At 71.2% G+C, this 25,687-nt stretch carries 23 protein-coding genes, 1 tRNA gene and 1 pseudogene; 7 read left to right on the forward strand and 18 right to left on the reverse strand.

All coding sequences use genetic code 11. From position 1 onward, the window contains the following. Positions 1-9 precede the first annotated feature (9 nt). The 4 genes from CVS47_RS07625 (at position 10) to CVS47_RS07640 (ending at position 3,312) form a co-directional block, all read left to right on the forward strand. Positions 10-699 carry a DedA family protein gene (locus CVS47_RS07625; protein WP_127095546.1) on the forward strand — a complete coding sequence of 230 codons (690 nt, stop codon included), beginning with the start codon at positions 10-12 and terminating at the stop codon, positions 697-699. 5 nt (positions 700-704) lie between these two features. Further along, positions 705-1,757, forward strand: a complete 1,053-nt coding sequence (locus CVS47_RS07630) for an App1 family protein (protein ID WP_127095547.1) — start codon at positions 705-707, stop codon at positions 1,755-1,757. Positions 1,758-1,795: 38 nt separating this feature from the next. Further along, positions 1,796-2,512 (forward strand): SOS response-associated peptidase, encoded by a 717-nt coding sequence (locus CVS47_RS07635; RefSeq protein WP_127095548.1) that lies wholly within the window; start codon positions 1,796-1,798, stop codon positions 2,510-2,512. Positions 2,513-2,610: 98 nt separating this feature from the next. Beyond that, positions 2,611-3,312: a DUF805 domain-containing protein gene (locus tag CVS47_RS07640; protein ID WP_164734616.1), complete on the forward strand. Its 702-nt coding sequence runs from the start codon at positions 2,611-2,613 to the stop codon at positions 3,310-3,312. A 38-nt stretch (positions 3,313-3,350) separates the two neighbouring features. Here the strand turns inward: CVS47_RS07640 and CVS47_RS07645 are convergent, their stop codons facing one another. The 13 genes and pseudogenes from CVS47_RS07645 to rplU form a co-directional block, all read right to left on the reverse strand. Further along, entirely contained in the window at positions 3,351-5,024 is a 1,674-nt protein-coding gene (locus CVS47_RS07645) for an acyl-CoA dehydrogenase family protein (protein ID WP_127095550.1), read from the reverse strand. Continuing rightward, on the reverse strand, positions 5,021-6,106 hold the full coding sequence (locus CVS47_RS07650) for a zinc-binding metallopeptidase family protein (RefSeq protein WP_241240315.1): 1,086 nt from the start codon (positions 6,104-6,106) through the stop codon (positions 5,021-5,023). The genes CVS47_RS07645 and CVS47_RS07650 overlap by 4 nt, the downstream gene beginning before the upstream one ends. Before the next feature lie 77 nt (positions 6,107-6,183). Then, entirely contained in the window at positions 6,184-7,356 is a 1,173-nt protein-coding gene (locus tag CVS47_RS07655; RefSeq protein ID WP_127095551.1) for a PQQ-dependent sugar dehydrogenase, read from the reverse strand. Between the two features lie 153 nt (positions 7,357-7,509). Continuing rightward, positions 7,510-7,582 (reverse strand) — tRNA-Ala (locus CVS47_RS07660). Positions 7,583-7,660: 78 nt separating this feature from the next. After that, positions 7,661-8,034: pseudogene (rsfS, locus tag CVS47_RS07665) on the reverse strand (ribosome silencing factor). Further along, entirely contained in the window at positions 8,031-9,074 is a 1,044-nt protein-coding gene (locus CVS47_RS07670) for a hypothetical protein (RefSeq protein ID WP_127095552.1), read from the reverse strand. The pseudogene rsfS and the gene CVS47_RS07670 overlap by 4 nt, the downstream one beginning before the upstream one ends. Next, entirely contained in the window at positions 9,071-9,667 is a 597-nt protein-coding gene (nadD, locus tag CVS47_RS07675) for a nicotinate-nucleotide adenylyltransferase (RefSeq protein ID WP_127095553.1), read from the reverse strand. Before nadD ends, CVS47_RS07670 begins: the two co-directional genes overlap by 4 nt. A 9-nt stretch (positions 9,668-9,676) precedes the next feature. Further along, a complete protein-coding gene (locus CVS47_RS07680; RefSeq protein ID WP_127095554.1) occupies positions 9,677-9,901 on the reverse strand; it encodes a hypothetical protein in 225 nt (74 codons plus the stop codon). Between the two features lie 52 nt (positions 9,902-9,953). Further along, the gene (locus CVS47_RS07685) at positions 9,954-11,213 is read right to left on the reverse strand and encodes a glutamate-5-semialdehyde dehydrogenase (RefSeq protein WP_127095555.1); all 1,260 of its coding nucleotides are present in this window, start codon (positions 11,211-11,213) and stop codon (positions 9,954-9,956) included. After that, a complete protein-coding gene (proB, locus tag CVS47_RS07690) occupies positions 11,210-12,067 on the reverse strand; it encodes a glutamate 5-kinase (RefSeq protein WP_127095556.1) in 858 nt (285 codons plus the stop codon). Before proB ends, CVS47_RS07685 begins: the two co-directional genes overlap by 4 nt. Continuing rightward, positions 12,064-13,572 carry a GTPase ObgE gene (obgE, locus tag CVS47_RS07695; protein ID WP_127095557.1) on the reverse strand — a complete coding sequence of 503 codons (1,509 nt, stop codon included), beginning with the start codon at positions 13,570-13,572 and terminating at the stop codon, positions 12,064-12,066. Before obgE ends, proB begins: the two co-directional genes overlap by 4 nt. A 94-nt stretch (positions 13,573-13,666) precedes the next feature. After that, positions 13,667-13,924, reverse strand: a complete 258-nt coding sequence (gene rpmA / locus CVS47_RS07700; RefSeq protein ID WP_127095558.1) for a 50S ribosomal protein L27 — start codon at positions 13,922-13,924, stop codon at positions 13,667-13,669. A gap of 18 nt (positions 13,925-13,942) precedes the next feature. Then, positions 13,943-14,251, reverse strand: coding sequence for a 50S ribosomal protein L21 (gene rplU, locus CVS47_RS07705; protein WP_206502787.1), 309 nt, complete (start codon positions 14,249-14,251; stop codon positions 13,943-13,945). 167 nt (positions 14,252-14,418) lie between these two features. Here rplU and CVS47_RS07710 point away from each other — a divergent pair, with 167 nt between their 5' ends. Continuing rightward, positions 14,419-14,691, forward strand: a complete 273-nt coding sequence (locus tag CVS47_RS07710; RefSeq protein WP_127095559.1) for a DUF4031 domain-containing protein — start codon at positions 14,419-14,421, stop codon at positions 14,689-14,691. 40 nt (positions 14,692-14,731) lie between these two features. Here CVS47_RS07710 and CVS47_RS07715 read toward each other — a convergent pair whose 3' ends face one another. Then, the gene (locus CVS47_RS07715; RefSeq protein WP_127095560.1) at positions 14,732-17,188 is read right to left on the reverse strand and encodes an Rne/Rng family ribonuclease; all 2,457 of its coding nucleotides are present in this window, start codon (positions 17,186-17,188) and stop codon (positions 14,732-14,734) included. 284 nt (positions 17,189-17,472) lie between these two features. On the opposite strand from CVS47_RS07715, the gene CVS47_RS07720 reads away from it, so the two are divergent. Continuing rightward, a complete protein-coding gene (locus CVS47_RS07720) occupies positions 17,473-18,090 on the forward strand; it encodes a vitamin K epoxide reductase family protein (RefSeq protein ID WP_127095561.1) in 618 nt (205 codons plus the stop codon). Between the two features lie 55 nt (positions 18,091-18,145). Here the strand turns inward: CVS47_RS07720 and ndk are convergent, their stop codons facing one another. Genes ndk through ileS form a run of 4 tightly spaced genes read right to left on the reverse strand, consistent with a single transcriptional unit; the run spans position 18,146 to position 23,742 of the window. Further along, positions 18,146-18,562 (reverse strand): nucleoside-diphosphate kinase, encoded by a 417-nt coding sequence (gene ndk / locus CVS47_RS07725; RefSeq protein WP_127095562.1) that lies wholly within the window; start codon positions 18,560-18,562, stop codon positions 18,146-18,148. 1 nt (position 18,563) lies between these two features. Further along, a complete protein-coding gene (locus CVS47_RS07730) occupies positions 18,564-18,989 on the reverse strand; it encodes a DUF4233 domain-containing protein (protein WP_241240316.1) in 426 nt (141 codons plus the stop codon). Further along, positions 18,986-20,338 (reverse strand): bifunctional folylpolyglutamate synthase/dihydrofolate synthase, encoded by a 1,353-nt coding sequence (locus CVS47_RS07735; RefSeq protein ID WP_127095564.1) that lies wholly within the window; start codon positions 20,336-20,338, stop codon positions 18,986-18,988. Before CVS47_RS07735 ends, CVS47_RS07730 begins: the two co-directional genes overlap by 4 nt. Further along, the gene (gene ileS / locus CVS47_RS07740) at positions 20,335-23,742 is read right to left on the reverse strand and encodes an isoleucine--tRNA ligase (protein ID WP_127095565.1); all 3,408 of its coding nucleotides are present in this window, start codon (positions 23,740-23,742) and stop codon (positions 20,335-20,337) included. The genes CVS47_RS07735 and ileS overlap by 4 nt, the downstream gene beginning before the upstream one ends. 359 nt (positions 23,743-24,101) lie before the next feature. Between ileS and CVS47_RS07745 the strand changes: the two genes are divergently transcribed. Continuing rightward, positions 24,102-25,433 carry an MFS transporter gene (locus tag CVS47_RS07745; protein ID WP_241240317.1) on the forward strand — a complete coding sequence of 444 codons (1,332 nt, stop codon included), beginning with the start codon at positions 24,102-24,104 and terminating at the stop codon, positions 25,431-25,433. Positions 25,434-25,687: the final 254 nt, after the last annotated feature.

Here is a 25,687-nt window from a genome sequence, read left to right on the forward strand (position 1 = left end):
CTCATCAAGGTGAACGAGATCCTCACCTGGCTGCTGGACGCGGTGCAGAGCGTCGACCCTGTTCTGCGCACCGTGCTGGCCGGTGTCGCGATCATGCTCGAGACCAGCGTGCTCATCGGACTCTTCTTCCCAGGCGACACGGTCGTCATCGTCGCCGGCACCGCCGTCGGCAGCGTCGGAGAAGGCGTGCTGCTCGGCGTCGCGGTCGTGCTCGGCGCGCTGGCCGGCGAGAGCATCGGCTTCCTGCTCGGGCGTCTGCTCGGCCCCCGCATTCGCGCGTCGCGGCTCGGGAGGCGCATCGGCGAGGCGAACTGGGTGCGCTCCGAGCGCTACCTCGAGCGGCGCGGCGGGCCGGCGATCTTCCTGTCGCGGTTCCTGCCGGTGCTGCACTCGCTCGTCCCCCTCACCGTCGGCATGAGCGGATACTCCTACCGCCGCTTCATCGCCTGGACCCTGCCGGCGTGCATCGTGTGGTCGTCGCTCTACATCGGCGTCGCGTCGCTGGCCGCCGGGACGTACCGCGAGCTCGCCGACCGGATCCACTACGCGGGGTACATCTTCGTCGGCGTCATCGTGCTCTTCCTCGTGCTCATGGTGCTCAGCAAGAGGATCATCCAGCGGGTCGAGCGCTCGCACCTCGACGAGGAGCCGCCGCCCGCCATCGGACCGGATGGGACCCCGCTCGACGTGAAAGACTGAAGCGGATGCCCCCCACCGCTGACGCGTCCGTCAATCCCAAGGTGCTCTGGATCGCGCGCCTCGAGTACCGCTTCCAGACCTGGCGAGAGCGCCGCGCCCGCGCGCGCGGACTCGTGCCCGCCGTCACGCCGTTCCCCGGCTACGGCGGACCCGACTGGGTGCGGGTGCTCGGCCGCGTGCTGATCGCCCCGCCCGCCCGCACGACCTCCCCCGGCGAGTACGCCAGCGTGCGGGGATGGCGCAGCTTCGTCGCGGTGCCCGTGGGCTACGCGCAGGTCACCGTCGTCATCGACGGGGTGTCGCACGACGTCGTCGCCGACCGCGGCGGCGTCGTCGACGTGCGGCTCCCGGCGTCGCTCCCTCCGGGCTGGCAGACGCTCACTGTCGCGGTGAAGGGCGGCAAGCCGGTCGAGACCCGCGTCTTCATCGTCGGAGCCGAGACGCGCTTCGGCGTCGTGTCCGACATCGACGACACCGTGATGGTGACCGCGCTGCCGCGTCCCTTCCTCGCGGCCTGGAACTCCTTCGTCGTCGACGAGCACGCCCGTCAGCCGGTCCCCGGGATGGCGGTGCTGCTCGAGCGGATCATCCGGGAGAACCCGGGGTCGCCGATCATCTACCTCTCGACGGGCGCCTGGAACATCGCCCCCACGCTGCTGCGCTTCCTGCACCGGCACCTGTTCCCGTCCGGCTCGGTGCTGCTGACCGACTGGGGCCCGACGCACGACCGCTGGTTCCGCAGCGGCAAGGTGCACAAGGAGTCGAACCTCCGACGCCTCGCCGAGGAGTTCCCGCACATCACGTGGCTGCTGTTCGGCGACGACGGCCAGCACGACGACGAGCTCTACACGAACTTCACCCGGAGCCACGCCGACCACGTGACGGCCGTCGCGATCCGGCGACTCTCCCCCGCGGAGGCGGTGCTGGCGGGTGGGCGCACGGTGGTCGTCGAGGACCACACGACGGCGGGGGTGCCGTGGGTGACGGGTTCCGACGGCGCGAGCCTGCAGGAGCGGCTCGAGGACGTCGGCATCCTGGAGCACGGCAGCCGTCCCTGACGACGACCGTGTCGGAGGTCGCGCGTACGCTGAAGCGCATGTGCGGTCGATTCGTGGTGGCCAGTGTCGGTTCCGAGCTCGTGGGCGTCCTGCGCGTCGACGTCGAGGGCGATGAGCTGCCGGCGCCCTCCTACAACGTCGCTCCCACCTCGCAGGTCGCGATCGTGCTCGACTCCGCGAAATCCGAGCCGCCGACCCGTCGTCTGGAGTCGGCCCGCTGGGGGCTCGTGCCGGGATGGGCGAAGGATCTGTCCGTCGGGTCCCGCGCGTTCAACGCCCGCTCAGAGGAGCTGGAGAACAAGCCGATGTTCCGCACGGCGCTGGAGAAGCGTCGCGCCGTGATCCCGGCATCCGGCTACTACGAGTGGAAGAAGGTCGGCGACACGAAGGTGCCCCACTACATCCACCCCGCCGACGGCTCGCCGCTGTTCTTCGCCGGTCTCTACGAGTGGTGGAAGAACCCGGCCGTCCCGGAGGATGACCCGTCGAAGTGGGTGCTCAGCTTCACGATCTGCACGCGGGACTCGATCGGTCGCCTGGGCTCGATCCACGACCGGATGCCGCTCTTCCTCGATCCGGACTTCGCGGACGCCTGGCTCGACCCGACCACGGAGAACGTCGGAGACATCCTCGACGCCGCGATCGACGCCGCTCCCGATGTGGCCGAGACCCTCGAGGACCACGTGGTCTCGTCGGAGGTCGGGAACGTCCGCAACAACGGCCCCGAGCTGATCGAGCCGGTCGAGGGCGACTGAGACGACGCCCGGGCCGACGTCGAGCCCGGCCGCCGGCGGAACCGGCATCGGTCATGCGATTGAATGTGAGCGAGTCGTCTCCGAGCGAAGGACCCGCCATGTCGAACACCGCATCTCCTGCCGCCGGCTGGTATCCCGATCCTGCCGGCGACGGCCTGGAGCGCTGGTGGAATGGACTGGCGTGGACGTCCACGACGCGCGTGCCCGCCGCCAACCTCGCCCAGACGCTCGTCCTGCCCCCTCTGCCGGTCGGGGCGGCCGGAGCACCCGCCGGTCCGTACGCCGCGAGTGCGGGGCCGTCCGGTGCGGCCGCCACTCCCCCGAACCCCTACGGCACGGTTCCCCCATTCCGGGCGGTCGCCCCCTACGCCCCTGATCGCCGCGCCGTGCAGCCCGCGTACGGCGGCGCCTACGGCTTCGGGGCAGGCCGGCAGTACGCGGCGCCTCCCGTGTCCACCATCGGCCAGGCGGTCCGCGCCGTCTTCATCCGGTACGCGACCTTCGAGGGCCGGGCGTCGCGCTCGGAGTACTGGTACTGGGCGCTGTTCAACGCCATCATCTCGGTCGGTGCGGTGTTCGTGATGCTGTTCGGCCTGTTCACGGGCATCTTCGCGATCCTCAGCATCGCGATCTACCTCGGCCTCATCGCCTGGTCGCTCGCGATCTTCGTGCCGACGCTCGCCGTGTCGGTGCGCAGGCTCCGTGACGCCGGTCAGCCCTGGCCGCTCATCTTCCTGTCGCTCGCGCCGTTCGGGAGCATCGTCCTGCTCGTCCTGCACTGCCAGCCGAGCAGGGACTGACCTCGAGCCGCGCCGTCCGCCGGAGGCGCGCGGGCGGCTCAGTGTCGCGCGACGATCGCCGCGGCGTCCGTCCCCGCCGGCAGCACGCCGTACTGCGACGACCGGTCCTCCCCCAGCCGCGCATGCAGGAAGGTCTCGGCGTCCAGCGACGGCGCATGCCGGAGCATGAGCGAGCCCTGGAGGGCGAGCGCGAGGTCCTCGGCGATCCGGCGCGCCTGCGCGGCCGCCGCATCGTCGTCCTCGAGACCCCTCAGGCGGGCCATCGTGCGCTCCACATGCGCGTCGAGGAGCGTGGATGATCCCCGCGTGCTCTCCAGCTCGTCGGCGAACGCCTCGGCCGCCTCCGCGTCGCGGGTCAGGGCACGGATCACGTCGAGGGCGATGATGTTGCCGGCGCCCTCCCAGATGGCCATGACGGGCTGCTCGCGGAAGCGGCGCGCGAGCGGGAACGTCTCCGTGTAGCCGTTGCCGCCCAGGCACTCCATCGCCTCGTAGGCGTGGTTCGGTCCGCGCTTGCACACCCAGTACTTGGCCACCGGCGTCGCCAACCGGCGGAGGGCGACGTCGCGATCCGTCGCGTCCGCGTCGAACAGCTGGGCGAGGCGCAGCCCCGTGAGCATCGATGCCTCGGCCTCCATGCCGAGGTCGGCCAGAACGGAGGTCATCGCGGGCTGATCGACCAGGGTGCGGCCGAACGCCTCCCGGCCGCGCGCATGCCACACGCCCTCGGCGATCGCCTGACGCATGCCGGCCGCCGTGCCCAGCACGCAGTCCAGCCGCGTGCGCTGGACCATCCCCATGATCGTCCGCAGACCGCGACCCGGCTCGCCCAGCAGCACGCCGATCGTGCCGTCGAGCTCGATCTCGGCCGACGCGTTCGAGCGGTTGCCGAGCTTGTCCTTGAGCTTCTGGATGCGGAACACGTTGCGCATCCCGCGGGGCAGCAGCCGCGGGACGAACAGGCAGCTGAGTCCCTCGTCGACCGGCCCGCGCCGCGTCTGAGCGATCACCAGGAAGCCGTCGGACATCGGCGCCGAGCAGAACCACTTGTGGCCGGTCAGCTGGTAGGTCTGCCCGCCCATGTGCACGCCGGTGGTCGTTCCGGCCCGCAGATCCGACCCGCCCTGCTTCTCGGTCATGGCCATGCCGATGAGGGCGCTCCGCTTCTCCTCGTTCGGAAGGAGCCGAGGATCATACTCGCGGGAGTAGAGGCGCGGAAGCCACCCGTCGGCCACCCAGGGCGACCCGGCGATGGCGTCGACGGCGGCGTGCGTCATCGACACCGGGCAGGCGTGGCCGGGCTCGATCTGCGTGAACAGCATGAACATCGCGGCGCGCGCCACGCCGGCGCCGGGACGCGGGTCCGCCCACGCGGAGGTGTGGGCGCCACGGGCCACGGCGGCGCTGAGGACGCGATGGTAGGCCGGATCGTATTCGACCTCGTCGAGGCGGAAGCCCCAGCGGTCATGGGGGTAGGCGACGGGCGGATGCCGGTCGGCGAGGTGGGCGTCCTGCTGGAAGGTCCGCGACCCGACGAGCGCGCCCGCCTCGCTCAGCGCGTGCTGAGCCCAGTCCGCGCCGAAGGCGTCGACCGCGGCGACCAGCGGCGCGTTGAGCGCGTACTCGTCGATGTCCCACCGGATCGTGGGCTGATTGGTGACGTAGTGCGTCGACGCGCCGATGACGCGGCGGCCGCGGGAGAACGAGGTCATGCGCGCTCCAGCTCCTCGGGCACGGCGAGGGCTTCCTGCTCGCGGCTGAGCACGGGGGCGCGCGTGACGATGTGGTGGACGAACTCGAACTTGCTGCGCACCGCCGGCACCAGTTCGAACGGATACAGATCGCCGAAGCCCATGGAGCGGTTGATGCGGTTGAAGGCCTGGGACATCCACTCCCAGTCCGACAGCAGGAGCTGCACGGAGGCGTCCTCGTACGATTCCCGCGGCACGACGTCGGTGTCCCGGATGCCGCTGGACGCGGCATCCAGTCTGATTCCGATCGCGGCCGCCGTCTGCAGGGTCCCCGTGATGTGCAGGTAGTGCGCGAAGGTCTCGGCGAAGTCCTCCCACGGGTGCATGGTGGCGTACTCGGAGATGTAGGAGGCCTGCCAGTGCTCGGGAGCTCCCGCGCGGTAGTGCCGTTGCAGCGCCTCGCGGTAGGTCGCGCGCTCGTCGCCGAAGATCTCACGGCACCTCGTCCACGCGTCATCTCCGACCACGAGGACGTTCTGGAAGTAGTGGCCGACCTCGTGCCGCAGATGGCCGAGCATCGTGCGGTACGGCTCGCCGAGGCGCACGCGCAGTGCTTCCCGCCGGTCGTCGAGACTCTCGGCGAGGTCGATCGTGATGATGCCGTTGGCATGGCCGATGGTGACCCTCTCGCCGTGCGACAGGCTCGAGATGAGATCGAACCCCAGACCGCCCGGCCGGTCGTACCAGGCGACGAGCGGCAGGCCGAGATCGGCGAGCTGCAGGACGAGCCGGCGCTTGGCCTCCTCGGTCTTGGCGAGCTTCTCCAGGGCGACGGTGTCGGCCGCATCCGGCTGTCGTCTTGTCAGCCGACACGACAGGCACCGCCCCGACTCGGCGTCGTCGCGCACGAGCCAGTTGCACTTCCACCCGCGGTTGGAGCAGGTGTGCCACAGCTCGCCGTCGATGCGCACCTGGCCGTTGCGGTGCCCGAAGAACTGGCGGCTGGGCATGTGGTACGCCAGCGCCGCACCGCACTCCGGGCAGTCGAGCGTGTCCAGATAGACGAAGTGTCGGCAGTGCGGACACCGCGGCTGTGTGCTCACAGGTTCACCGTAGTGCTGCGGGTGGTCGCCCGGCGTGCCCGTCGCAGGGCCGGTGTCCGTGTCGGTGTCGGTGTCGCTCAGGACGGTGCGAGCGCGAGGCGCAGCAGCACGTCGTCGCCGTCGCGCGGCGAGCCCCGGCCGTCGGTGTTGCCCGTCAGCACCCACAGGCTGCCGTCCGGTGCGGCGACGGCGTCGCGCAGACGCCCCTGCTCACCGGCCAGCAGCGCCTGCGGCTCGCCCGTGAGGGCGCCGTCGGCGGTGTCGACCGCCCACAGGCGCTCCCCGCGGAGGCCGGCGACGAAGACGGTGCCGCCCACGGCCGCGACCCCGCTCGGGCTCGACTCGTCGGGCGTCCAGACGGTCACCGGGTCGACGTAGCGGTCATCGCCCGCCACGCCCTCGACCTCGGGCCAGCCGTAGTTGCCGCCCGGACGGATGGCGTTCAGCTCGTCCCAGGTGTCCTGTCCGAACTCGCTCGCCCACATCGCGCCGTCGGCCGTCCAGGCGATCCCCTGCACGTTGCGGTGGCCGAGCGTGTAGACGGCCGTGCCGAAGGGGTTGCCGGGCGCCGCGCCACCGTCGGGGGTGACGCGGAGGATCTTCCCGTTGAGGGATGCCTCGTCCTGCGCGCTCGCGCGGTCGCCCGCGTCGCCGGTCGTGATGTAGAGCAGCCCGTCCGGGCCGAAGGCGATCCGCCCGCCGTTGTGGGTGCGGGCCCGCGCGATGCCGTCGAGCACCACCTCGGGCGCGCCGAGCGCACGGGATCCGGCGGCGCCCGTGAGCGGCATCCGCACGACCCGATTGTCCTGCTCGGTGCCGTGGTAGGCGTACAGCCAGGTCTCTCCACCGGTCTCGAGCACGGCGAGTCCGTGGAGGCCGCCCTCGCCGCCGCTCACGACGTCAGGGACGACACCCGCCGCGCGGCTCGAGCCGTCGGGCGAGATCTCCCGCACGGTACCGTCGTCGCGCTGGCTGACGAGTGCCCCGCCCTCACCCAGCGGCACCACGGACCAGGGCGCGGACAGGCCCGTGGCCAGTGCCGTCGCCGCTGCCGACGGGCGGAACCACCCTGCGGGCGCCGCCTCCGCCGTGGCCGTCGGGGTGCCGGTCGGAGCGACCGCCGACGAGCTCTCGCGCGTCGGCATGGGGGCCGTCGGCGCGGAAGCGGCGCACCCCGCGGTGACGATGGCGACCGCGAGGGCCAGCGCGGCTGCAGCCGCACTGCGGCGTGGACGACGTGCGGAGGGCATGGCTCTCGCTTCAGTCGGACGTGCTCCGGACGGGATCAGCCACGATACGCGAGACCGCGGATGACCGGCCCTGATCAGTGCGAGGTCACGGCCGACGGCCAGGAATCACGGAAGGAGAAAGGCCCCCGACTCGCGTCGGGGGCCTTCTTCCGGTGGACCTGAGGGGACTCGAACCCCTGACCCCCTGCATGCCATGCAGGTGCGCTACCAGCTGCGCCACAGGCCCATCTTCTGCCGCCCGGCTCTCACCGGGCAACTCGACTAGATTACTACATCCCGAGCCGTGCGAAGAACCGCGGCGGGTTCAGGAGCCGGCGTGGGCAGCCGTCTCGATGGGCACGACGGGGCAGTCCTTCCAGAGGCGCTCGAGTCCGTAGTACATGCGCTCCTCCTCGTGGAAGACGTGCACGACGAGGTCGCCGAAGTCGAGCAGCACCCAGCGCGCCTCGGAGCGGCCCTCACGGCGGAGGCGCTTGTGCCCGGCGGCGTTGAGCTGGTCCTCGATCTCGTCGGCGATCGCGGCGACGTTGCGCTCGCTGCGACCGGTGACGATGAGGAAGATGTCGACGAGCGGCAGCGGGCCGGAGACGTCGAGGGCGACGAGATCCTCCCCGCCCTTCGCGTCGCGGCGGCGGCGGCGATCGCGAGCATCTCGCGGGACTGGTCTGTGGCGGTCATGCGAATACTCCTGTGGCGACGGCGACGATGAGGACGCCGACGACGGCGATCGCCAGGACGCCGGCGGTGATGGCGAGGGCGAGCATCAGACGGCTGCCCTTCTCGGGGGCCGGCGGACGGATGATGTCGCCGGTGGTCTTGATGGTGCTGACGGCGGCGCTGGCCGCGATCGGCGTGGGTGAGGAATGGGCGGGGAGCTCGCCGTCGATCAGGACGGCGTCGGCTTCGCGGCCGTCGGCGGTGCCGGGCGCGTGGCCCTGCGAGCCGAGCCCCTCCGGCAGTGCGAAGGTGCCGGTGATCAGCACCTCGCCGGTGGCGGCGACGGGGCCCATGATGGCGCCCTCGGGCGTCTGGGTCAGGATGAGCGCGTTCGGGGTCGACACGGCGCCGGTCGCCGCGGATCCGCGCGCCAGCAGCTGGTCGAACGATGCTGCGGTCGCCGTCGGTGCTGCCTCGCCGACGAGGAGCTCGGAGCCGAAGGACGGGCTGAGCGTCACGCGCTCCGCGTCGTCGTCGGCGGATGCTGCGACCGCGGATGCTGCGACCTCGGGCTCTGCGGCGGCGTCGGCTGCAGCATCCGGAGTCTCGGTGTCCGCGGTATCCGAGTCGGTGGGTTCTGCGACCTCGGCGGGCGCGTCGTTCACGGTCTCGGCGGCGGGCGCGCTCTCGGCGGAGTCGTCCGTCGACGAAGCGGCGGCCTCTTCGGCCTTCAGCCGGGCGGCCTCGGCATGCGCGGCGGCCATGTCGGGGGTGATGACGGGCACCGACGCGGTGCGGATGCGCTCCTGCTGACGGGCCTGGCGGCGGGTCAGCGGGGTGACGCCCAGGTCGACGCTGGCGTCGGGCACCGGCGCAGGCGCGACCTCGACAGGCGCGGCGGGCCGCGGAAGCGGTGCGGGCGCGGCGGCGACCGGCGCGGCGGGCTGCTCGGCCTGCGGAACCTGGTCGGCCGACACGATCGGCGTCGAGGAGGTGTCGCGGATCTGGCGCATCTCCTTGCGGGTGAGGGTGCGCTGTTCCGGCTGCTCGGGTGTGGTCATTCCTTGCTCCGGTAGAGGTGATGCTTCGCGATGTACTGGACGACCCCGTCGGGGACGAGGTACCAGACCGGTCGGTCGGTGTTGACGCGGTCCCGGCAATCCGTGGACGAGATCGCCAGCGCGGGGATCTCGAGCTGGCTCACCTTCTCGACGGGCAGTCCATCCGTGCTGAGCACGTGCCCCGGACGGGAGACGGCGACGAAGTGGGCCAGGTCCCACAGTTCATCATGGTCCCTCCAACTGAGAATCTGCGCCACGGCGTCCGCACCGGTGATGAAGAACAGCTCGGAGTCGGGTCTCCGGTCCTTCAGATCGCGGAGCGTGTCGATCGTGTAGGTCGGCCCCGCGCGGTCGATGTCGACGCGGCTCACGGTGAACTGCGGATTCGATGCCGTGGCGATCACCGTCATGAGATAGCGGTGCTCGCTGTCGGTGACCTCGGATTTCTGCCACGGACGACCGGTGGGCACGAAGACGACCTCGTCGAGGTCGAAGTACTGCGCGACCTCACTGGCGGCGACGAGGTGTCCATGATGGATGGGATCGAACGTCCCACCCATGACCCCGATCCTCGGGGCTCTCGTCACCGACATCCGGTCGACCTAGTGGCCGTGTCCCGCCTCGGGGGCATCGTCGGCGTGCGCACGCGCGTAGGCCTCGGCCTTGTGCGCGTGACGGTTGGCGACGTTGCGGTAGGACGCGGTCACGAGGGCCAGGGCGGCGAACGCGACGATGGCGACGATGCCGTAGCCGACGGTCTCCAGAGCGACGCTGCCGTGCTCCTCGGCTCCTTCGGCGGCGAAAGCTACCAGCGTGGCGAAAGTCATCGGGGCTCCGTTCGGGATGCTGCGGCTCGGGCCGCTGGTCCAGTTTAGGCGGTCAGGCGCGGACTTGTCCGGTGCCGCGCGCGAGCCACTTCGTGCTCGTCAGCTCGGACAGGCCCATCGGGCCGCGGGCGTGCAGCTTCTGCGTCGAGATGCCCACCTCGGCGCCGAAGCCGAACTCGCCGCCGTCGGTGAAGCGCGTCGAGGCGTTGACCATCACGACGGCGGAGTCGACTTCGGCCAGGAAGCGCTCGGCACTTCCGTCGTCGTCGGTGATGATCGACTCGGTGTGGTGGGTCGAGTAGCGGCGGATGTGCGCCAGAGCGTCGTCGAGGTCGTCGACGACGCGCATCGACAGGTCGAGGCTCATGTGCTCGGTCGCCCAGTCGCCCTCGACGGCCGGCACGGTGCCCGTCGTCAGCGCGCGGACGGCGTCGTCGGCGTGGACGGTGACGCCCGCAGCCTGCAGCGCGGCCACGACCGGCGGCACGAGCCGCTCGGCTGCCGCCCGGTGCACCAGCACCGTCTCGACGGCGTTGCAGACGCTCGGGCGCTGCACCTTCGCGTTGACCACGATGTCGCGTGACCACGCCTCGTCGGCGGTCTCGTCGAGCACGATGTGCACGACGCCGGCGCCGGTCTCGATGACGGGCACGGACGACTCGGTGACGACCGTCTCGATGAGCTGGGCAGAGCCCCGCGGAACGAGCACGTCGACGATGCCGCGGGCGCGCATGAGCTCGCGGGCGCCGTCGCGGCCGAAGTCGTCGACGGTCTGGATCGCCTCGGGGTCGACGCCGCGGTCGGCGAGGGCGCCGCGCATGGCGGTGACGAGTGCGCCGTTGGTCTCGAGGGCCGCGGATCCGCCCCGCAGCACGACGGCGTTGCCGGAGCGCAGCGCGAGCGCCGCGATGTCGACCGTGACGTTCGGGCGGGCCTCGTAGATCGACCCGACGACGCCGAACGGCACGGCCACCTTCGTCAGGCGGAGGCCGTCGGGTGTGACGCGCTCGTCGAGCACGCGGCCGACCGGATCGGGCAGCTCCGCGATCTCGCGCACCGCGGAGGCGAGGGCCGCCACGCGCGGCGCGTCCAGCCGCAGCCTGTCCTGCAGTCCGGACGACAGACCCTCGGAGCGTCCCCGTTCGAGATCGCGCTCGTTGGCGGCGATCACATCGCCGGCCGCGGCGTCGATGGCGTCGGCGATGGCCAGCAGGATGCCGCGCTTGTCGTCGTCGGAGAGAAGACCGATCCGGCGGGCGGCGTCCTTGGCCCGCAGCATCCGCTCGCGGGGAGACGTCGCAGTGGTGGTCATCGGCCCAGTGTATCGACGGCCGCCACGGACTCCGGCGCGCGCACGGTGCCCGTGGTCGCAGGCGCGGGGGCGGACGGATCGGGGTCGAACCACGTGCCGATGTCGGCGCCGCGCAGGGCCTCGCTGACGAGGTCGGCACTGGTCACCAGCACCCCGACACCGGCTGCCGCCGCGACCCGGGCGGCGGAGACCTTGGTCGCCGCTCCCCCGGTGCCGACGCTGTTGACCACGACCGAGCCGAACTCGTGCTGCGAGAGATCGTCGCCGAAGCGGACGTGGCGGATCGGCTGGGCCCCGGGCTCGTCCGGCGGCCGCGTGTAGAGGCACTCGATGTCGCTGAGCAGCACGAGCGCGTCGGCGCCGATGAGCTCGGCCACCAGGGCGGCGAGCCGGTCGTTGTCGCCGAAGCGGATCTCGTGCGTGGCGACGGTGTCGTTCTCGTTCACGATCGGGAGGATGCGCAGCCCCAGCAGCCGCTCCATCGCGCGGCGCGCGTTCGAGCGGTGGGCGGGGTTCTCGAGGTCGCCCGCGGTCAGGAGCACCTGTCCGGCGACGATCGCGAACGGGCGCAGGGCCTCCTGGTAGCGGTAGATCAGGATGTTCTGACCTACCGCCGCGGCGGCCTGCTGGGTCGCGAGGTCGGTGGGTCGGGCATCCAGCGCGAGGAACGGCATGCCGGTCGCGATCGCACCCGACGACACCAGCACCACCTCTGTGCCCCGGCGGTGCGCCTCAGCGAGGGCCTCGACGATCGGCTGGATGCGCGCGGCGTTGTCACCGCTGATCGAGGAGGATCCGACCTTCACGACGACCCGGCGGGCGCCGGCGAGCTCCCCGCGGGCGCGCGCGGTCATCCCCGGTCCTCGGACCCGCCGTCGGGGTCGGCGATGCGCTCGGCGTCGAGCTCTGCGCGGGCGTCGGCCTTGGCATCCATGAGGTCGTGGTAGCGCTCGCGTCGCTCGGAGGTCGTGCGGCGCGTGCGCTGCTCGATGCGCGGATCGGTGCCGCGCGGCGCGGTCATCAGCTCGGCGACCGAGCTGAGGGTCGGCTGCCAGTCGAAGACGACGCCGTCGCCCTCGCCGATGACGACCGTGGAGCCGGCCGTCGCGCCCACCTTGTACAGGCCGTCCTCGACGCCCAGCTTCTCGAGCCGGTCGGCGAGGAAGCCGACGGCCTCGTCGTTCTGGAAGTCGGTCTGCTGCATCCACCGCACCGGCTTCTCGCCGAGGATCCGGTAGAAGGTGCCGTACGTGCCGCCCTCGACCCGGATCGTGAACTCCTTCCCCGCGCCGCGGGGACGGATGACGATGCGCTCGGGGGCGGGCTTGTCGGCCTCGGCCCGGCGATGCTGCATCACGAGGTCGGCGAGCGCGAAGGACAGCTGACGCAGTCCGTCGTGGCTCACCGTGGAGATCTCGAACACCCGGAAGCCGCGGGCCTCCAGATCGGGGCGCACCATGTCGGCCAGATCGCGGGCCTCCGGGACGTCGACCTTGTTCAGGGCGATGACCTGCGGGCGATCCAGCAGCGGCACCTGGCCCTCGGGCACCGGGTAGGCGCCGAGCTCGGCCAGGATGATGTCGAGGTCGGTCAGCGGATCGCGTCCGGGCTCGAGGGTCGCGCAGTCGAGCACGTGCACGAGGGCGGTGCACCGCTCCACGTGACGGAGGAACTCCAGGCCGAGGCCCTTGCCCTCGCTGGCGCCCTCGATGAGTCCGGGGACGTCGGCGACGGTGTAGCGCACCTCGCCCGACTGCACGACGCCGAGGTTGGGGTGGAGGGTCGTGAAGGGGTACTCGGCGATCTTGGGCCGCGCGGCGGAGATCGCCGCGACGAGGCTGGACTTGCCGGCGGACGGGAAGCCCACCAGTGCGACGTCGGCGACGGTCTTGAGCTCGAGGAGGAGGTCGCCCTCCCAGCCCGGGGTGCCGAGGAGCGCGAAGCCGGGCGCCTTGCGCTTCGGGTTGGACAGCGCGGCATTGCCGAGGCCCCCCACACCGCCGGGGGCGGCGATGAAGCGCATGCCCGGCTCGATGAGGTCGACGATGGTCTCGCCCGACGGGTCCTTCACGACGGTGCCGACGGGGACCGGGAGCTCGAGGGTCTCGCCCAGCGCCCCGGAGCGGTGGTCGCCCATGCCGAAGCCGCCGTTGCCGGCGCTGCGGTGCGGCGAGTGGTGGTACGACAGCAGCGTGGTGACCTGCGGGTCGGCCACGAGCACGACGTCGCCGCCGTGTCCGCCGTTGCCGCCGTCGGGGCCGGCCAGCGGCTTGAATTTCTCGCGGCGGACGGACACGCAGCCGTTGCCGCCCTTGCCCGCCCGCAGGTGCAGCGTCACTCGGTCGACGAACGTGACCATGCGCTTCCTCCTTGGTTCCGGGCAGTTGCTGCCGTTCCATGCGAAAAGGGGCGAGCCGAAGCCCGCCCCCTCGCTGATGCTTACGAGCTGCGGATCACTCCGCCGCTGCGACGATGTTGACGACCTTGCGGCCGCCCTTCTGGCCGAACTGGACAGCGCCGGCCTCGAGGGCGAACAGCGTGTCGTCGCCACCGCGGCCGACGTTGGCGCCCGGGTGGAAGTGCGTGCCGCGCTGACGGACGATGATCTCGCCGGCGAGGACCTGCTGGCCGCCGAAGCGCTTCACGCCGAGGCGCTGAGCGTTGGAGTCACGACCGTTGCGGGTGGAGCTTGCGCCCTTTTTGTGTGCCATCTCTGCGTCTCCTGGTGCTTACTTGATGCCGGTGACCTTGACGCGCGTGAGGTCCTGACGGTGCCCCTGGCGCTTCTTGTATCCGGTCTTGTTCTTGAACTTCTGGATCACGATCTTCGGGCCGCGCTCCTCGCCGAGGACCTCGGCGGTCACGGCGACCTTCGACAGCGCGTCGGCGTCCGTCGTGACGGCGTCGCCGTCGACGAGGAGGACGGCGGGCAGCTGGATGCTGTCACCGATCTTCGCGCGCTGACGATCCAGAACGACGATCGTGCCGACCTCGACCTTTTCCTGCCGACCACCGGCGCGCACTACTGCGTAGACCACTTCATACCTGTTTCTTCGGGGAGCGCGCGGCTCCGGGATGCCTGAGCATAAGACGTGGTGCGGAAGCTATGACGCCCTCGACGCACCAAGGGTCGAGTTTAGCCGATGTGCGGCGAGATGACCAAAAGCCCGTCCCGGTGTGTCGGACGGCTCCGTAGGATCGAGCCATGACCGTGCTGATCGACGACCCGCGCTGGCCGGCCCACGGCCGCCTGTGGGCGCACCTGGTCAGCGATTCCGACCTCGACGAGCTGCACGCCTTCGCGGCGGTGAACGGCCTGCCTCGGCGCGGCTTCGACCGCGACCACTACGACGTGCCCGAAGAGGCGCACGCCCGGCTCGTGGCCGCCGGCGCACGTCACGTCGACGGTCACACGCTCGTCCGGGCGCTCATCGCGTCAGGGCTGCGCGTGACGGCTCGGCAGCGCAGAGGCCGGTGAGCGAGACGCCGCGACCCGTCTCCGGGTCGCGGCGCACGGCTCAGTCCTCGGTCGTGTGGCTGACCGGCGTGCCGGTGAGGGCGGCGGTGGTGACGCGCCGGCGTCCCCTCCCCTGGCCCGGGGCCTTCGGCTCGGGAAGGGCGTTCAGCACGGTGTCCAGCAGCGACTCGGCTTCGCTCCGCGGAGCACCGCCGTTCTGCGCCGGACGCTTCTTGCGCTGCTTCTTCGCCCGCTCCGGACGCTCGCCGCGCTCGGGTCGCTCCGCGAACGTCGCGCGCTCATCGGCCTGATCGTCCACGACGACGGATGCCGCAGCATCCGTCTCCACGACGACCGGCTCCGCGCCCTGGACCGGGTGGATCGTCGAGGCGGCGATCTGCGCGAGAGCCGACTTTGCGCCCTCGGTGATGACGTGCGTGCCGCCCACGGGTCCACCGGCCGGCTGGCTGGTGCTGCGGGGGCGACGGCCCATCGGTGCCGCTCCCGGTCCGCCGCTGCGGTGACGGGCGACGGGATCGTGGTGCACCACGACGCCGCGGCCGGCGCACACGTCGCAGGGCTCGCTGAAGGTCTCGAGCAGGCCGAGGCCGAGCTTCTTGCGCGTCATCTGCACGAGTCCGAGCGACGTGACCTCGGCCACCTGGTGCTTCGTGCGGTCGCGGCTGAGGCACTCCACCAGGCGGCGGAGCACGAGGTCGCGGTTGGATTCGAGCACCATGTCGATGAAGTCGACGACGATGATGCCGCCGATGTCGCGCAGACGGAGCTGGCGGACGATCTCCTCGGCCGCCTCGAGGTTGTTCTTGGTGACCGTCTCCTCGAGGTTGCCGCCGGTGCCGACGAACTTGCCCGTGTTGACGTCCACGACCGTCATGGCCTCGGTGCGGTCGATGACCAGCGAGCCGCCGGAGGGCAGCCAGACCTTGCGGTCGAGCGCCTTCTCGATCTGCTCCGTGACGCGGTAGTCGTCGAACGGGTCGCCGTCGCCCTCGTACTTCTCCACGCGCTCGAGGAGGTCGGGTGCGACACCGGCGAGGTAGGACGAGATGGTGGACTGCGCGTCCTCCCCCTGGATGAGCATGCGCGTGAAGTCCTCGTTGAAGACGTCGCGGACGATCTTCACCAGCAGGTCGGGCTCAGAGTGCAGCAGCGACGGGGCCGGGATCGACTCGATCTGGCGGCTGATGTGCTCCCACTGCGCCGTGAGACGCTGCACGTCGCGGGTGAGCTGCTCCTCGGTGGCGCCCTCGGCGGCCGTGCGCACGATCACGCCGGAGGACTCGGGGAGCACCTCCTTCAGGATGCGCTTGAGACGGGCGCGCTCGGTGTCGGGGAGCTTGCGCGAAATGCCGTTCATGGCACCGGCCGGCACGTACACGAGGTAGCGGCCGGGCAGCGAGATCTGGCTCGTGAGTCGGGCGCCCTTGTGACCCACGGGATCCTTGGTCACCTGCACGAGGACGCGGTCGCCCGACTTGAGGGCGAGCTCGATGCGGCGCGGCTGGTTGCCGGTCTCGACGTTGTCCCAGTCGACCTCGCCCGAGTACAGCACGGCGTTGCGTCCCCGGCCGATGTCGACGAACGCGGCCTCCATCGACGGCAGCACGTTCTGCACGCGGCCGATGTAGACGTTGCCGATGAGCGAGGCGTCCTGGTTGCGTGCGACGTAGTGCTCCACGAGCACGTTGTCCTCGAGCACCGCGATCTGCACGCGGTTGTTCTTGGAGCGCACGATCATGACGCGGTCGACGGACTCGCGGCGAGCGAGGAACTCCGCCTCGGTGACCACGGTGCGGCGGCGTCCGGCTTCGCGGCCGTCGCGACGACGCTGCTTCTTCGCCTCGAGGCGCGTCGAGCCCTTGATGCGCTGCGGCTCGGTGATGAGCTCCACGGCGCGCTGGCGCGGCGGCGCGGGCGGGGTGTCGGATGCTTCGTCCCGGCCCTCGCCCCCGCGACGGCGGTTGCGGCGGCGTGCCGACGAGGCGGACTCCTCGTTCGCCTCGAAGGTCGGCTCCGGAGCAGGCAGCGGCGGCAGTGCCGCGATCTCCGGTGCGTAGAACATCAGCTGCGTGGAGACGGAGGAGACGAACACCTCCGGAAGCAGCCCGAGCGAGACGGCCGTCGGGAGGGCTTTCTCCTCCGCGGCCTCGGGTGCCGGCGCCTGCTCGGGCGAGGATTCAGCGGCGGGCGCGGAAGCCGCGGTGGAGGCGGCCTCCGGCTCGGCCGGTCCTGCGGCCTGGTCGGTGGCCCCCGCATCGGGAGAGTCGGTCGATGCCTGCTCGGCGTCGTCCGCCGTGTCGGCGGGCGGCGCGGCTTCGGGCTCGGCGGGCGCCGCGGCCTCAGGCTCAGCCGATGCCGCGGGCTCGGACGCCTCGGCTTCTGCCGAGGGCGCTTCCGCGTCGCTGCTCTCCGGTGCCGGGTGCTCCTGCGGACTCAGCTGCCCGTCCTGCGCCGCGTCGTCGTGGTGGTGGTCTGTTCGGTCGGTGTCATCAGCCATCTCTGGCGCACTCCCTGCGGGGCGACACCGCGCGTCGCCCGGCGAAACTCATGCGGGGCCTCGTCGTGAGGTCCGCTCGCTTTCACGGTCTGCAGCGGGTCCGTGACTCGCGCTGCAAGGGCTCTGTCGCCCGAAGTCTTCTGCGATGCGGGTCACGGCGCGGCCGTGGTGCATCGACGTGTCATTATCGCACTTCCGCCCGGATAATGCGCGCGGGCGCGCTCCGCGTCGTGCGGCGGGCGCTCCCAGCGGGCACCGGGGCGGGCGGTGACATAATCCGAGACATGTCTTCCGCCCCCTCCCGCACGCGTCCCGTCATGCTGGCGGTCTGGCTCATCATCGCGGGCCTCATCGGCTGGTCGGCGGCGTTCGCGCTGACCCTCGACAAGCTGAACTCCCTCGCGAATCCCGGGGCCGCGGCATCCTGCGACTTCAGCGTGCTCGTGCAGTGCTCGACGAACCTCGAGGCGCCGCAGGGCTCGCTCTTCGGCTTCCCGAACCCCCTCATCGGACTCGGAGCCTGGATCGCGCCGATCGTGGTGGGGGCGGCGATCCTGGCCGGAGCACGCTTCGCACGCTGGTTCTGGCTGCTCTTCGAGCTCGGGATGCTGCTGGCCTTCGTCTTCGTGATCTTCCTCATCATCACGAGCATCTTCGTGCTCGGCACCCTGTGCCCGTGGTGCATGGTGACGTGGCTGGTCGTCATCCCGTCGTTCTACGCCGTGACCCTGCATGTGCTGCGCACCGGGATGCTCCCGGCGCCCGCCGGCGTCCGCCGCGCCGCGGGGTCGCTCATGACGTGGGTGCCGCTCATGGCCGTCCTGAGCTACGCGGTCATCGTCGTCCTGGCGCAGATCCGCCTGGATGCGCTCACGAACATCTTCGGCAGCCTCGCCGGCTGAGACGCGGAACGGCCCCCGGGATCGGATCCCGGGGGCCGTCGCACGCTCGCCGAGCTCAGGCGAACCAGATGCCGAGCTCCCGCGCGGCCGACTCCGGGCTGTCGGAGCCGTGCACGAGGTTCTGCTGGACCTTCAGGCCCCAGTCGCGGCCGAGGTCGCCGCGGATCGTGCCGGGTGCCGCGGTCGTCGGGTCGGTGGTGCCGGCCAGGGAGCGGAACCCCTCGATGACGCGGTTGCCGGCGAGGCGGATCGCCACGGACGGTCCCGACATCATGAACTCGATGAGCGGCTCGTAGAAGGGCTTGCCCTCGTGCTCGGCGTAGTGCCGGGCCAGGACGTCGCGGTCGGGCTCCGCGAGGCGGATGTCGACGAGCGAGTAGCCCTTCGCCTCGATGCGGCCCAGGATCACTCCCGTCAGCCCGCGGGCGACGCCGTCGGGCTTGACCAGGACGAGGGTCTCTTCAGTGGACATGTCATTCTCCGTTCGGGGTGTCGCGGCCCTGCGAGAGTCGCGCGTTGCGCCTGTCGAGGGACGCCCCCTTGATCGTGGCATACGCCCACATGCCGCCGAAGATGATCGCCACGAAGGCGATCGCCGGCACCAGGAAAGAAGCGAGCGCGACGATGATCTGCAGGACCCAGCCGAGGATGATCCCCCAGCGGTGTCGCAGCACTCCCGAGACGGCGATCATGAGGATCGCCATGACGGCGCCCCCGACGATGCCCCACCAGGCGGGGATCGACTCGGGCAGGGCCTTCAGCCCGAAGACGACGAGTCCGGCGAGGAACACGACGACCGACTCGAAGGCCAGGACGATGGAGCCGAGCGACTCCGCCGCGCCGCGCGCGCGACGCGGTCGGGGCGTGCGGCCGGGACGACCGGCGGTGTCGGCGGTCACTCCGTCCACCCCGCCTTCCAGTCCTCGGCGGTCGCGAGGGCGAGCGCCTCGCCCGCCAGCACGACCGACCCGGCGATGACGACGGCGCGGCGGTCGGCGGACGCGGCCCACGCGCGGGCGGCTTCCGCGGCATCCGCCAGCTCGTCGTGCACCGTCACGGGCACCTCGCGATCCTCGGCGATGTCGGCCACGGCGTCGGCGGTGGCGGCGCGCTCCGAGTGCGGGGCGGTGGCGAAGACGTGCGCCGCGATCGGGGTGATCTCCGACACGATGCCGCGCACGTCCTTGTCCTCGAGGGCGCCGAGGACGACCCCCCACTCGTCGAAGTCGAAGGCCGTGCGCAGCGCCTGCACGAGCGCGCGGACGCCGTGCGGATTGTGCGCGGCGTCGACGACGACCGTCGGCGCGATGCCCACCAGCTGCAGCCGGCCGGGCGACGTGGCCTCGGAGAGCCCCTGGGCGACGATGTCGGCGGCGATGGCACGCTGCCCGCCTCCGATCAGCGACTCGACCGCGGCGACCGCGAGGGCGGCGTTGAAGGCCTGGTGCTCGCCGTACATCGGCAGGTACTCGTCCTCGTAGGTGCCGGCGAGTCCGCGCACCGAGATCGCCTGGCCGCCGACCGCGAGCCGGTCCGCCGCGAGGGCGAACCCCTCGCCCTCGAACGCGATGGTCGCGCCCCGGGCGGCCGCGGCATCCCGCAGCACCTGCTCCGCCTCCGCGTTCTGACGGGCGGAGACGACGGCGGCGCCGTCCTTGATGATCCCCGACTTCACGGTCGCGATCTCACGGATCGTGTCGCCGAGGCGGTCGGCGTGGTCGAGGTCGATGGGCGCGAACACCGCGACGTCGCCGTCGGCGGCGTTCGTGGAGTCCCACGATCCGCCCATCCCGACCTCCAGCACGAGCACGTCGATCGGCGCGTCGGCGCAGACGACGAACGCGAGCACGGTCAGCAGCTCGAAGAAGGTCAGCGCCGCGTCGCCCGACGCCGCGAGCTCCGCGTCGACGAGATCGACGAAGGGCGAGATCTCCTCCCACGCGTCGGCCACGGCGCCGTCGGCCACCGGCTCGCCGTCGATCATGATCCGCTCGGTGAAGCGCTCCAGGTGCGGGCTGGTGAACAGGCCCGTGCGCAGCCCGTGGGCGCGCACGAGGCTCTCGATGATGCGGCTCGTGGACGTCTTGCCGTTCGTGCCCGTCACATGCACCACGCGGTACGTGCGCTGCGGGTCGTCGAGCAGCTCCAGCACCCGGCGGGTGCGCTCGACCCGCGGCTGCACCCACCGCTCGCCCTGGCGCTTCAGCAGCTCCGCGTAGACGGCGTCGGCGCGATCCCTGTCGTTCATGCCGGAGCCTCCGCTCGGGTCACGGCGACGTGGAAGCCGCCGGTGTTGGCATAGGTGCCGGCCGGCACGAAGGTGACGTGCTCGGGCAGGTGGCCGAAGACGACCGGATGCCACGTCTCGGCCGGTGCGTCGGCGGGGACGTGCACGTCGCGTCCCGCGACGGACACCGCGTGGTCGACCGCGAGGGTCTCCCCCGCGACATCCGCGATCTCGAAAGCCGACGCCACCGCGTCGCCGTCCACCTCCGCTGTGAAGAGCAGGTGCAGACGGATGCGGTCGCTCACGTCGAAGCCGGCGTTCTTCCGGGTGTCCTGGACGGCGCGGATCACGTCGCGCGCAAGGCCCTCGGCCTCGAGCTCGGGTGTCGTGGTCGTCTCGAGGAGCACGAACCCGCCGCCGGGGATCAGCGCGAGCGCCTCGCCCTCCGGCCGCCCGGTCGTCTCGAGCACGAGGTCGTACTCGCCCTCCTGCAGGGGCAGTCCGCCGGCGACGACGACCCCGTCGACCTCGCTCCAGTCCCCGGCCTTCGCGGCCTGGATGGCCTGCTGCACCTGGCGCCCCAGGCGGGGACCGGCGGCGCGGGCGTTGACCGACAGGCGGGAGGTGATCCCGTAGTCGGTCGCCGTGGACTCCTCGAGCTCGATGAGCTCGACGCTCTTCACGTTCAGCTCGTCACGCAGGATCTCGTCGAACTGGGCCAGGGCCGCGGCATCCCGGATCACGACGCTCAGGCGGGCGAGGGGAAGGCGCACGCGCTTGCCCTCTCGCTTGCGCAGCGCGTTGGCGACGCTGGAGACCACGCGGACGGCGTCCATGGCCCGGCGGGTGTCGCTGGAGGCCGGGAAGGCGTCCGCGTCGGGCCAGTCCTCCAGGTGCACGCTGCGGCCGCCGGTGAGTCCCTGCCAGATGCGCTCGGAGACGAGCGGCAGCAGCGGGGCGGCCACGCGCGTCAGGGTCTCGAGCACCGTGTAGAGCGTGTCGAACGCCTCGGTGCTGCGGTCGTCGCCCGGCACGACGCCGCGCCAGAAGCGATCGCGCGAGCGGCGGATGTACCAGTTGGTCAGCGCCTCGCCGAAGTCGCGCAGGCGCTCGGCGGCCGTGGTCGAGTCGAGCCCCTCGAGGTCAGCGGCGACGTCGCGGACGAGGTCACCGGTCAGGGCGAGGATGTAGCGGTCGAGGACGTCGGTCGAGTCGGTGCGCCACCGCGCCTCGTAGCCGCCGTCGGAGGCGTTGGCGTAGGTGGCGAAGAAGTACCACGAGTTCCACAGCGGGAGCATGAACTCCCGCACGCCCGCGCGGATGCCCTCCTCGGTGACGACGAGGTTGCCGCCGCGCAGCACGGAGCTGGACATGAGGAACCAGCGCATCGCGTCGGAGCCGTCGCGGTCGAACACCTCCGAGACGTCGGGGTAGTTGCGCAGCGACTTCGACATCTTGAGTCCGTCGTTGCCGAGCACGATCCCGTGGCAGCTCACGCCGGTGAAGGCCGGGCGGTCGAAGAGCGCCGTCGACAGCACGTGCATGAGGTAGAACCAGCCGCGGGTCTGCCCGATGTACTCGACGATGAAGTCGGCGGGCGCGTGGGAGTCGAACCACTCGGCGTTCTCGAACGGGTAGTGCACCTGCGCGTAGGGCATGGAGCCGGAGTCGAACCAGACGTCGAAGACGTCCTCGATGCGGCGCATGGTGCTCGCGCCGGTCGGGTCGTCGGGGTTCGGGCGGGTGAGCTCGTCGATGAACGGACGGTGCAGGTCGACCTCGCCCTCCGCGTTGCGCGGCAGGCGGCCGAAGTCCTGCTCCAGCTCCGCGAGGGAGCCGTAGACGTCGACGCGAGGGTGCGCGGGGTCGTCGCTCTTCCACACCGGGATCGGGGAGCCCCAGTAGCGGTTGCGGCTGATCGACCAGTCGCGCGCGCCCTCGAGCCACTTGCCGAACTGGCCGTGCTTGACGTTCTCGGGCACCCACGTGATCTGCTCGTTGTTCGCGAGCATGCGGTCCTTGATCGCGGTCACGCGCACGAACCAGCTCGACACGGCGCGGTAGATCAGGGGGTTCCGGCAGCGCCAGCAATGCGGGTAGGAGTGCTCGTAGCTCGCCTCGCGGAGCAGCCGGCCGCTCTCGCGCAGCAGGCGGATGAGCGGACGGTTCGCGTCCATCCACAGCTCGCCCGCGACGTCCTCGACCTGCGGCAGGAAGCGTCCGCCCTCGTCCAGGCTCATGATGAGAGGGATGCCGGCGGCCTCCGTGACGCGCTGGTCGTCCTCGCCGTAGGCCGGCGCCTGATGGACGATGCCCGTGCCGTCGGAGGTCGTGACGTAGTCGTCGGCGAGGATGCGCCACGCGCGCTGGGTGCCCCAGGTCGCGGCATCCGCGTAGTAGTCGAAGAGGCGGTCGTAGGTGACGTCGACGAGCTCCGAGCCGAGGATCGTGCGCTCGACCGCCGCGGTCGCCTCCTTCGCGGAGGCGTAGCCGAGGTCTTTCGCGTAGTTCGGCAGCAGGTCCTCGGCCAGGAGATACTGGTGCGACTCGGCTTCTGCCAGCGGGTCGTCGCGGTGCACGTCGGCGGCGCCGCCGGGGCCGGCCGACACGACCGCGTAGCGGATGTCGGGGCCGACGGCGAGCGCCAGGTTGGTCGGCAGGGTCCAGGGGGTCGTCGTCCACGCGAGCGCGCGGACGGCGGTGAGGCCGAGGGCCTCGGCCTTCGCGCCGGTGAGGGGGAAGGTGACCGTCACGGAGGGGTCCTGGCGCATCTGGTACACATCGTCGTCCATGCGCAGCTCGTGGCTGGAGAGCGGCGTCTGGTCGCGCCAGCAGTACGGCAGCACGCGGTGGCCCTCGTAGGCGAGACCCTTGTCGTGGATGGTCTTGAAGGCCCAGAGCACCGACTCCATGTACGTGGTGTCGAGGGTCTTGTAGCCGCGCTCGAAGTCGACCCAGCGCGCCTGGCGGGTGACGTAGTCCTGCCACTCGTGGGTGTAGGCCAGGACCGAGGATCGCGCCTTGGCGTTGAACGCGTCGATGCCCATCGACTCGATCTCGTGCTTCTCGGTGATGCCGAGCTGCTTCATCGCCTCGAGCTCGGCGGGCAGGCCGTGGGTGTCCCAGCCGAAGACGCGGTCGACCTTCTTGCCGCGCATGGTCTGGAAGCGGGGGAAGAGGTCCTTGGCGTAGCCGGTGAGGAGGTGTCCGTAGTGGGGCAGGCCGTTCGCGAACGGCGGGCCGTCGTAGAAGACCCACTCGGGGGCACCGTCGCGCTGATCGATCGACGCGCGGAACGTGCCGTCGGCGGCCCAGTAGTCGAGCACCTCGGCCTCGATCTGCGGGAAGCGCGGCGAAGGGACGACGTCGGCGGCCGGGCCGAAGGCGCTCGCGGCGGCCGAGGAGGCGGGGCGGGGGTAGGTCATGTCACTCCAGCAGGTTGCGTCGCTTCCTGCGAGGACGACCCTCCCGTCGGAAGGACCGCGGTACCACCCCGCGTACCCGCCGCGCGCACGCGCCGGATCTCTCGTTCTGCGGCTGTGACGGGCCTGCCCCGTTCGGTTCTACTGAGCCCGTGAGGGCTGTTCTTCCGAAGACTCCCCGGTGATGGCCGGATCGGTGTCTGTGCCTTCATCGTACCGCGAGCGGAGGCAGCGGGGGATGCTGCGGCCCGCGCCGTCGCGGGCGACAGGTCGCGGGAATGCCGGCGGGACGGACGCGGTTGGGCGCGGGGTACCTGCACCGAGTCCATCAACGACCCGGCTGCGTGAAAGGATGGACCTCCGTGACCACGGCTCAGACTCTGAACGCTCCCACCGACCGCCCCGCTGCACCCCGCAAGGTCGCCTGGGCCTCCATGGTCGGGACGTCTCTCGAGTCGTTCGACTTCTACGTCTTCGCCTACTTCTCGGCCTACTTCGTGGGCCCGCTGTTCTTCGAGCCCCTCGGCGAGATCGGCGGCACGGCGCTGGCCTTCCTCACGATCGCGATCGCCTTCGTGGTGCGCCCCATCGGTGCGGTGATCTTCGGCTACATGGGCGACCGCCTCGGCCGCCGCACCACGCTGCTGTGGACGATCGCCATCATGGGCATCTCGACGGGCCTCATCGGCGCTCTGCCCACCTACGCCCAGGCAGGCTGGCTCGGCGCGGTGCTCCTCATCGTGCTGCGCGTCGCACAGGGACTCAGCCTCGGCGGCGAGTGGGGCGGATCGATCCTCATCGCCACGGAGCACGCGAGCCCGGTGAAGCGCGCCTTCTACGCGGCGATCCCCCAGATCGGCTCCCCTGTGGGCTCGATCCTGTCGGCCGGTCTGTTCATCGTCATGACGGTGGCCCTGCCCGCCGAGGAGCTGGCCGCGTGGGGCTGGCGCATCCCGTTCCTCCTCGCCCTCCCCCTGCTGGCCGTCTCGCTGTACCTGCGTCTGAGCATCACCGAGACCCCGGTGTTCCGCGGCGTCGTCGCCGAGGGCCGCCGCGACCGCACGCCGTTCGTGACGATGTTCCGCGAACGTCCCGCGGCCCTCGCCATCGCCGTCGGCGCGGCTCTGCTCGGCATCGGCTCGTATTCGCTGATGAACACGTACACCGTCAACTACGGCGTGACGCAGCTCGGCTTCAGCTTCCAGGACCTCCTGATCGCGACCACCGTCGGCGGCCTGCTGCAGCTCATCACCATCCCGCTGTTCGGCGCGTGGGCGACGCGCATCGGCTCGGCGCGGGTGGTCGCGTGGGGCGCGCTCGGCACCCTGCTGATCGCCTTCCCGATGTACTTCCTGCTGCAGTTCGCCACGTTCCCGATCCTCGTGGCGACGATGATCGTCGGCGGCATCCTGCCGACGATGGCGTGGGCGGCGCTCGGCGGCCTCATGAACGACCTGTTCCCCGACCGGTTCCGCTACTCCGCGCTCTCCTTCGCCTACGCCCTCGCGGCGACGGTGAGCGGCTTCGTGCCGATCATCACCCTGCAGCTGGGCACGGCCACGGACTTCGCGTGGTGGCACCCGGGCGTCATCCTGGTCGTGATGTCGGCCGTCACCCTCGTCGCCGCGCTGGCCGCCGGCCGCCGGACGACCCCGGCGGTAGGCCTTTCGCCGGAGGCGGGCGCTGCGGCCTGATGCGGGGGCCGCGGCCGGAGGCGGGCGCTGACTCCAGCGCGTGAAGCCGGGCCTATCACCACCGGAATGGTGTGCCGAAAGTCAGGGATGTCGCGAAAGTCAGGCGGTTCTCGGCGCCCTCCCCTGACTCTCGTGCCTCCCCTGACTCTCGTGCCTCCCCTGACTCTCGCGCCTCCCCTGACTCTCGCGCCCCACCTGACTCCGGTTCCGGTTCCGGTGGCGCACAGGCCCAGCCCCGGCTCCGGTGGCGCACA

Source organism: Microbacterium lemovicicum (assembly GCF_003991875.1).
In the GTDB taxonomy this organism is placed as follows: Bacteria; Actinomycetota; Actinomycetes; order Actinomycetales; family Microbacteriaceae; genus Microbacterium; species Microbacterium lemovicicum.